Genomic DNA, 7,633 nt, shown 5'->3' with positions numbered 1-7,633 from the left:
CCGTCCCCCCCCCGGTCGCCCCCCCCAACCGCACCCCCCGCCGCGGACTGTCCGGGCGGCCCCCCCCCGCCCGCCCCGCTCCGCCCGGCGCCGCCCCCGCCGCCCCCCCACCGCTCCGTTTTTCCGGCCGTCAGCCCCGGTGTCCGGGACTCCCCTCCAGTTGTCCGCCCCCGTCCCCGGGACTCCCCTCCGTCCGTCAGCCCCCGTCCCCGGGACTCCCCTCCGTCCGTCAGCCCCCGTCTCCGGGACCCGCTCCGGCTGTCCGCCCCGGTCTCCAGGTCTCTCCTCCGGCCGTCCGCCCGGTCTCGGGAGAACTTCGGCGCCGCGCAGCGGAAGTTCGGCGCGGATCCGCGAAGAATCCACTCTTCAGCTCTTTCCCCCAAAGGGCCATCCCCGTCACTATGGGCACCCCAAACTGGCTGGTACGTCAGGACGGGGTGCACGACGCACCAGGTGCAGGGAGGCGGACGAACATGGCGCAGGGCGACCCGGCCGACAGAACCGGCGCGGCCGAGGGCAACGGGCTGCCCACGGACGCCTCGGACGCGCGGCTGACCGAGCTGTTGCGGGCCGGCACCTCGACCGCGTACACGGCCCTCCAGGAGCTCCGCGGACGCCACCGTGCCTCGGTCCTCGCCTACGCCCGGCTGTGCACCACCGGCGAGTCCGGGGCCGGACAGCTCGCCGCGCAGACCTTCACCCTCGCGGCCCGCGAGACGGCACGCGGCACCGACCCGAGCGTCCCGTGGCGGCACCAACTCCTGCTGCTGGCAGGGCGGGTGGCCGCCTCGTGGGCCCGGGACCAGCGGGCCGCCGGTCTCGACCCCGGTCTGCTCCTCGTGCTCAGCACGGCGGGCCCCGACGGTCCCGTCCCGTCCCTGCTCCCCGCCTTCCAGTCCCTCCCGTCCCGTGCGCAGGGCCTCATCTGGTACGCGGTCGTGGAGCGCGAGCCCGCGGAACGGACCGCGGTCCTGCTCGGCCTCACCCCCGAGGACGTCACGTACGGCACGGACCATGCGCTCCAGTCCCTGGGCCAGGCCTGTCTGAAGTCCCGGCTGGCCGCCTCCGACGATCCGCGCTGCGGGGACTTCCGCCGGCTGATCGAGGAGTCGGTACGGCCCGACAACCCTCGCTCCAGCACCGATCTGCACGCCCACATGGCCCAGTGCGGGCACTGCTCGGCCGCGTACGGGGAACTGACCGCTCTACGGGACCACCCGCGCTCCGCACTGGCCGAGGGCCTGCTGCCCTGGGCGGGTACGGCGTATGTCACGAACGACGTGTCCGCGGCAGGACCCGTCCCGCCCGAACCCCGCAACGGCTCCCGGGCGTCGGTGCTGCCCTGGCCGCCCTCCCGTCGCTTCGTCCTGACCTCGGCGGCGGCACTCGGCGTGGCCCTGGCGCCGATCCTGTTCTTCCTGCTCTCCTCGGGCGGTTCGCCCTCCACGGACACGGCGGGCTCGGTCTCCACGCCGTCGAACCAGCCTCCCGTGACGGTGACGGCGACGATCCCGGTCACCCCGTCGGCCGCCGCGCCCTCGCCCACTCCGTCGGCGACCTCCGCGTCGCCCTCCCCGACACACCGTTCGGCGCCGCCGAGGTCACCGAGCCCGAAGCCGACCCCGACCGTCACGTTCCGCCCGCCGGGCAGCGACTACGCCCAGGTCGTGAACGTCGCCTCGGGCCTGTGCCTGGACATCCGCGACGGCGATCTGGAGAAGGGCACGGACGTCGTCACGGCGCCCTGCACATCGTCCTCCACCCAGCGCTGGCGCGTCGACGCCGACCTCGGCGCCCTCCGGTCGGCCGCCGACAGCGACTTCTGCCTGGACAGCCGCGGCTCCGTCGAGAAGGGCGTGGGCATCTGGGAGTGCTCCTCGCTCGACGGCGACCACGGCGACAACCTGCGGTTCACCGTCGACGACGACGGCGTCATCCGTCCGGCCGTGGCCATCGAGACGGCGGTCACGCCGGACGGCGACGGCGGGCTGTCGCTGGTGCCGCTGAACGGGGGCACGGGGCAGCGCTGGCGCGCGGGCGCCACCTGACAGCACCCCTCAGGGCTCCGCCCCCACTGCCCGGCGGACCACCGCCCAGGAAACGCCGTCGGAGTGTGGCGGCTCAGACCTCGCGGACGCCTCGCCGCCAGACTCCGGTGACCAGCGGGACGCCCGGACGGTAGGCGAGGTGGACGTGGCTGGGGGCGTCCAGCAGGGCCAGGTCCGCGTACGCGCCCGGCGCGAGACGGCCGACGTCGTCCCGGCGCAGGGCCTTCGCGCCGCCCGCGGTCGCCGACCACACGGCCTCGTCCGGAGTCATCCGCATGTCGCGTACCGCGAGCGCGACGCAGAAGGGCACGGACGAGGTGAAGGACGAGCCGGGGTTGCAGTCCGTGGACAGCGCGACCGTGACGCCCGCGTCGATCAGCCGGCGGGCGTTCGGCCACTCGGCGCGGGTGGAGAACTCGGCGCCGGGGAGCAGGGTCGCCACGGTGTCGCCGCTCGCGAGGGCGTCCACGTCGGCGTCCGTCAGGTGCGTGCAGTGGTCGGCGCTCGCCGCGTCCAGCTCGACCGCGAGCTGGACACCGGGGCCGTACGAGAGCTGGTTGGCGTGCACCCGCGGGTGCAGGCCCTTCGCCTTGCCCGCCGTGAGGATCGCCCGCGCCTGGTCGCCGTCGAAGGCGCCCTTCTCGCAGAAGACGTCCACCCAACGGGCGTACGGGGCACAGGCGTCGAGCATCTCGCCGGTCACCAGGGCGACATAGCCGGCCGGGTCGTCGGCGTAGTCCGGCGAGACGATGTGCGCGCCGAGGTAGGTCACCTCGTCGGTGTGCGACGCGGCGATGCGCAGCGCGCGGGCCTCGTCCTCGACGGTCAGGCCGTAGCCCGACTTGGTCTCGAAGGTCGTGGTGCCCTGGCGGAGGGCTTCGCGCAGATAGCGCGTGAGGTTGCGCTCCAGCTCCTCGTCGGAGGCGGCGCGGGTGGCGGCGACGGTGGTGCGGATGCCGCCCGCGCTGTACGCGCGGCCCGACATCCGGGCGTTGAACTCCTGGGTGCGGTCACCGGCGAAGACGAGGTGCGAGTGGGAGTCGACGAAGCCCGGGATCACCGCGCGGCCACCGGCGTCGACCCTGTTGTCAGTGGCGGGTGCTTTGCTTGATTCACCGGTCCACGCGATGCGGTCGCCGTCGATGACGACGGCCGCGTCCTGGATCAGACCGAGGGGGGAACCGTCGCCTAGGGAGGGATCGTTGGTGACCAGACTGGCGATGTTGGTGATGACGGTCGTGCTGCTCATGGCGTCCTCAGGGGTGACGGGACTGCTGGTGGGGGGCGTCGGGCGCGCAGTGCCTCGCCCGCGCCCGCGGGCGGGTGTCAGGCGCGCAGGGCTTCGACGGCGTCCGCGAGAGCTGCCGGCACATCCGGTACGAGGGTGTGCGCGCCGTCGCGTACGACCTGCCGGCCCGCCACGACCGTGTGCCGGACATCGGCCGCCGTGGCCGCGAATACGGCTGTCTCGGCGCCGAGGCGTGGCAGCGGTCCCGCTGTTCTGACCGAGTCGAGGGCGATCGTCGTGAAGTCGGCGAGCGCTCCGGTCTCGATGCTGCCCGCGTCGTCCCAGCCGAGGGCAGCGTGGCCGTCGGCGGAGGCGGCGCGCAGCAGGGAGGCGGCCGTCCAATGACCGCGGGTGCGGGTGCGCAGCCGCTCGTTCAGCTCCATCGCGCGGGCCTCTTCGAGGAGGTCGATGACGGCGTGGCTGTCGGAGCCGAGCGAGAGGGGTGAGCCCGCGCGCTGGAGGGCGACGGCCGGGCCGATGCCGTCGGCGAGGTCGCGTTCGGTGGTCGGGCACATGCAGGTGCCGGTGCCGGAGCCGCCGAGCAGGGCGATGTCCTCGTCCGTGAGATGCGTGTTGTGGACGCCGGTGGTGCGCGGGCCGAGGACGCCGTGGTCGGAGAGCAGCCGGGTGGGAGTGCAGCCGTGGGTGTCCTGGCAGGCCTCGTTCTCCGCCGTCTGCTCGGACAGGTGCACATGGAGCGGGGCGCGCCGCTCCTCGGCCCAGCGGGCGATGGTGGCGAGCTGTCCGGCGGGCACGGCCCGTACGGAGTGGATCGCCGCACCGATCCGTGCGTGATCTTGGTCCTTGAGAAGTGAAGAGCGTTCCGCCCAGGCGTCGGCCGTGCCGTCGGAGAAGCGCCGCTGGTGCGGGTTGGGGGGCTGCCCGAAGCCGGAGGAGAGGTAGGCCGTGTCGAGCAGGGTGATGCGGATGCCGGCCTCTGCGGCGGCGGCGATGAGCGCCTCGCCCATGGCGTTGGGGTCGGCGTACGGGGTGCCGTCGTGGGCGTGGTGCACGTAGTGGAACTCGCCGACGGCGGTGACTCCGGCGAGTGCCATCTCCGCGTACACCGCGCGGGCCAGCGCGTGGTAGGTCTCCGGGGTCAGCCGGTCCGCGAAGGAGTACATGATCTCGCGCCAGGTCCAGAAGGTGCCGGAGCCGACCTGGACGGTGCCGCGCAGGGCGCGGTGGAAGGCGTGCGAGTGGGCGTTCGCGAGGCCGGGGAGGGTGAGTCCGCGGAGGATCTCGGCGCCCGGCGGCGGGGTGTCGACACCCGTACGGACGTCGGTGACACGGCCCTGCGCCCCGGCTCCGGAGCCGCCGGTCGACACGGTCACGGCGACGCCCGGCTCGACGTTGGTGTCGAGCCAGGCGTGTTCCAGCCAGTACGTCTGCGTCACCTGCAGGCCAGCCCTTCGAGTACGTCGGCGAGTGCGGTCACCCCGGCCACGCAGTCGTCCTCGGCGGCGTACTCGGCCGGGGAGTGCGAGACACCCGTGGGGTTGCGTACGAACAGCATGGCGGTCGGCACGGTCCCGGAGAGGATTCCGGCGTCGTGTCCGGCCCCCGTACCCAGAACGGGGACGCTCAGGACGGCGTCCCGCTCCTTGCCCAGGATGCGGGCGAGTTCGTCGCGCAGGGCGTGCTCGAACTCGACGACGGGGGTGAACGACTCGCGGATCACGTCGAGTTCGACGCCCTGGGCGTCCGCGTACTCGCGGGCCGCCTTCTCGACGCCGGTGACGACCGTGTCGAGGGTCACCTGGTCGGCGGCGCGGGAGTCGAGCCAGCCGCGGACGAGGGAGGGGATGGCGTTCACCCCGTTCGGCTCGACCGCGATCTTGCCGAACGTGGCGACAGCACCGGCGAGTTGGGCCTCGCGGCGGGCGGCGAGGACGGTCTGCGCGTACGACAGCATCGGGTCGTGGCGGTCCACGAGCCGGGTCGTGCCCGCGTGGTTGGCCTCGCCCCGGAAGTCGAAGCGCCAGCGGCCGTGCGGCCAGATGGCGCTGGCGATGCCGACCTGGTCGCCGCTGAGGTCGAGGGCGCGGCCCTGCTCGACGTGCAGTTCGACGAAGGCGCCGATCCGGCCGAGCCGCTCGGGGTCAGGGCCGATGGCGCCGGGGTCGTACCCGGCGCGCTCCATGGCCTGCGGCAGGGTGATGCCCTCGGCGTCGGTCAGCCGGTGCGCCTGCTCGACGGTGAGCTGCCCGGCCGCCAGCCGGGAGCCGACGCAGGCGAGCCCGAACCGGGCGCCCTCCTCGTCGCCGAAGTTGACGATGGCGAGGGGCTTGGCGAACCGGACACCCCGGGCGCGGAGTTCGTCGAGCGCGGCGAAGGAGGACACGACGCCGAGGGGGCCGTCGAAGGCGCCGCCGTCGGGCACGGAGTCCAGGTGGGACCCGGTGACCACGGCGTCCCGTTCGGCGGGGTCACCGAGCCAGGCCCACTGGTTGCCGTTGCGGTCGAGCTCGTAGGTGAGTCCGCGGGACTCGGCCTGCTGCCGGAACCAGGCGCGGCACTCGGTGTCGGCCCCGCTCCAGGCGAACCGGCGGTAGCCGCCGGAGGCGGAGCTGCGGCCGATCGGCAGCAGCTCCGCCCACATGCTGTGGAAGGTCACGCGTCGTCACCCTCGCTGCCTTCGCGCATCGGGATGCGCACACCGCGCTCGTCCGCGACGGACTCGGCGATGTCGTAGCCGGCGTCGACGTGGCGGATGACGCCCATGCCGGGGTCGTTCGTGAGCACGCGGCGGATCTTCTCGCCGGCGAGCTTGGTGCCGTCGGCGACGGAGACCTGGCCCGCGTGGATGGAGCGGCCCATGCCGACGCCGCCGCCGTGGTGGATGGAGACCCAGGAGGCGCCGGAGGCGACGTTCACCATGGCGTTCAGCAGCGGCCAGTCGGCGATCGCGTCGGAGCCGTCGAGCATGGCCTCGGTCTCGCGGTACGGGGAGGCGACGGAGCCGCAGTCGAGGTGGTCGCGGCCGATGGCGAGGGGGGCGGCGAGTTCGCCGGAGGCCACCATGTCGTTGAAGCGCTCGCCTGCCTTGTCGCGCTCGCCGTAGCCGAGCCAGCAGATACGGGCGGGCAGGCCCTGGAAGTGGACACGCTCGCCGGCCAGCTTGATCCAGCGGTGCAGGGACTCGTTCTCCGGGAAGAGGTCGAGGATCGCCTTGTCCGTCTTGTGGATGTCGGAGGCCTCGCCGGACAGGGCCGCCCAGCGGAAGGGGCCCTTGCCCTCGGAGAAGAGCGGGCGGATGTAGGCGGGGACGAAGCCGGGGAAGGCGAAGGCGCGGTCGTACCCGGCGAGCTGGGCCTCTCCGCGGATGGAGTTGCCGTAGTCGAAGACCTCGGCGCCGGCGTCCATGAAGCCGACCATGGCCTCGACGTGCCGGGCCATGGACTCGCGGGCGCGGGTGGTGAAGCCCGCCGGGTCCTTGGCGGCCGCGTCGGCCATGTCGTCGAAGTCGATGCCGACGGGGAGGTAGGCGAGCGGGTCGTGGGCCGAGGTCTGGTCGGTCACGATGTCGATGGGCGCGCCCTCGGCGAGCATCCGCGGCAGCAGCTCGGCGGCGTTGCCGAGCAGGCCGATGGAGAGCGGCTTGCGCTGGTCGCGGGCCTCGACGGCGAGCTGGAGGGCGTGCTCCAGGGAGTCGGCCTTCACGTCCAGGTAGCGGTGCTCGATGCGGCGCTCGATGGCGCGCGGGTCGACGTCGATGCAGATCGCGACGCCGTCGTTCATGGTGACGGCGAGGGGCTGGGCGCCGCCCATGCCGCCGAGTCCCGCGGTGAGCGTGATGGTGCCGGCGAGGGTGCCGTTGAACTTCTTCGCTGCGACGGCGGAGAAGGTCTCGTAGGTGCCCTGGAGGATGCCCTGGGTGCCGATGTAGATCCAGGAGCCGGCCGTCATCTGGCCGTACATGGTGAGGCCGAGGGCCTCCAGGCGCCGGAACTCCTCCCAGTTCGCCCAGTCGCCGACCAGGTTGGAGTTGGCGATGAGGACGCGCGGGGCCCACTCGTGGGTCTGCATGACACCGACGGGGCGGCCGGACTGGACGAGCATCGTCTCGTCCTGCTTGAGGGTCCGGAGCGTGCGGACCATGGCGTCGAAGGAGCGCCAGTCACGGGCGGCCTTGCCGGTGCCGCCGTAGACGACGAGCTTGTCGGGGTGCTCGGCGACCTCGGGGTCGAGGTTGTTCTGCAGCATCCGAAGGGCGGCTTCCTGCTGCCATCCCAGGGCACTCAGTTCCGTACCGCGCGGCGCTCGGACGGGGCGGGGTCCTGACATGGTCTGCCTC

5 protein-coding genes are annotated in these 7,633 nt (G+C 73.2%); 1 reads left to right on the top strand and 4 read right to left on the bottom strand.

Features of this window, described 5'->3' with window-relative positions; all coding sequences use genetic code 11:
• Positions 1–473: 473 nt before the first annotated feature.
• The gene (locus ABZX90_RS15365) at positions 474–2,048 is read left to right on the top strand and encodes a ricin-type beta-trefoil lectin domain protein (RefSeq protein ID WP_355205058.1); all 1,575 of its coding nucleotides are present in this window, start codon (positions 474–476) and stop codon (positions 2,046–2,048) included.
• Between the two features lie 73 nt (positions 2,049–2,121).
• Here ABZX90_RS15365 and hutI read toward each other — a convergent pair whose 3' ends face one another.
• The 4 genes from hutI to hutU all read right to left on the bottom strand — a co-directional run bounded on the left by hutI (position 2,122) and on the right by hutU (position 7,623).
• Positions 2,122–3,297: an imidazolonepropionase gene (gene hutI, locus ABZX90_RS15360; protein ID WP_351134392.1), complete on the bottom strand. Its 1,176-nt coding sequence runs from the start codon at positions 3,295–3,297 to the stop codon at positions 2,122–2,124.
• Positions 3,298–3,374: 77 nt separating this feature from the next.
• Positions 3,375–4,733 (bottom strand): formimidoylglutamate deiminase, encoded by a 1,359-nt coding sequence (locus ABZX90_RS15355; RefSeq protein WP_355205056.1) that lies wholly within the window; start codon positions 4,731–4,733, stop codon positions 3,375–3,377.
• Positions 4,730–5,953, bottom strand: coding sequence for an allantoate amidohydrolase (locus tag ABZX90_RS15350; protein WP_355205053.1), 1,224 nt, complete (start codon positions 5,951–5,953; stop codon positions 4,730–4,732). The genes ABZX90_RS15355 and ABZX90_RS15350 overlap by 4 nt, the downstream gene beginning before the upstream one ends.
• Positions 5,950–7,623 carry a urocanate hydratase gene (hutU, locus tag ABZX90_RS15345; RefSeq protein ID WP_351134398.1) on the bottom strand — a complete coding sequence of 558 codons (1,674 nt, stop codon included), beginning with the start codon at positions 7,621–7,623 and terminating at the stop codon, positions 5,950–5,952. The genes ABZX90_RS15350 and hutU overlap by 4 nt, the downstream gene beginning before the upstream one ends.
• Positions 7,624–7,633: the final 10 nt, after the last annotated feature.

It is taken from the genome of Streptomyces sp. NPDC002935, from assembly GCF_040611295.1.
Classification (GTDB): Bacteria; Actinomycetota; Actinomycetes; order Streptomycetales; family Streptomycetaceae; genus Streptomyces.
This window is presented reverse-complemented; position numbering and strand designations above follow the sequence as displayed.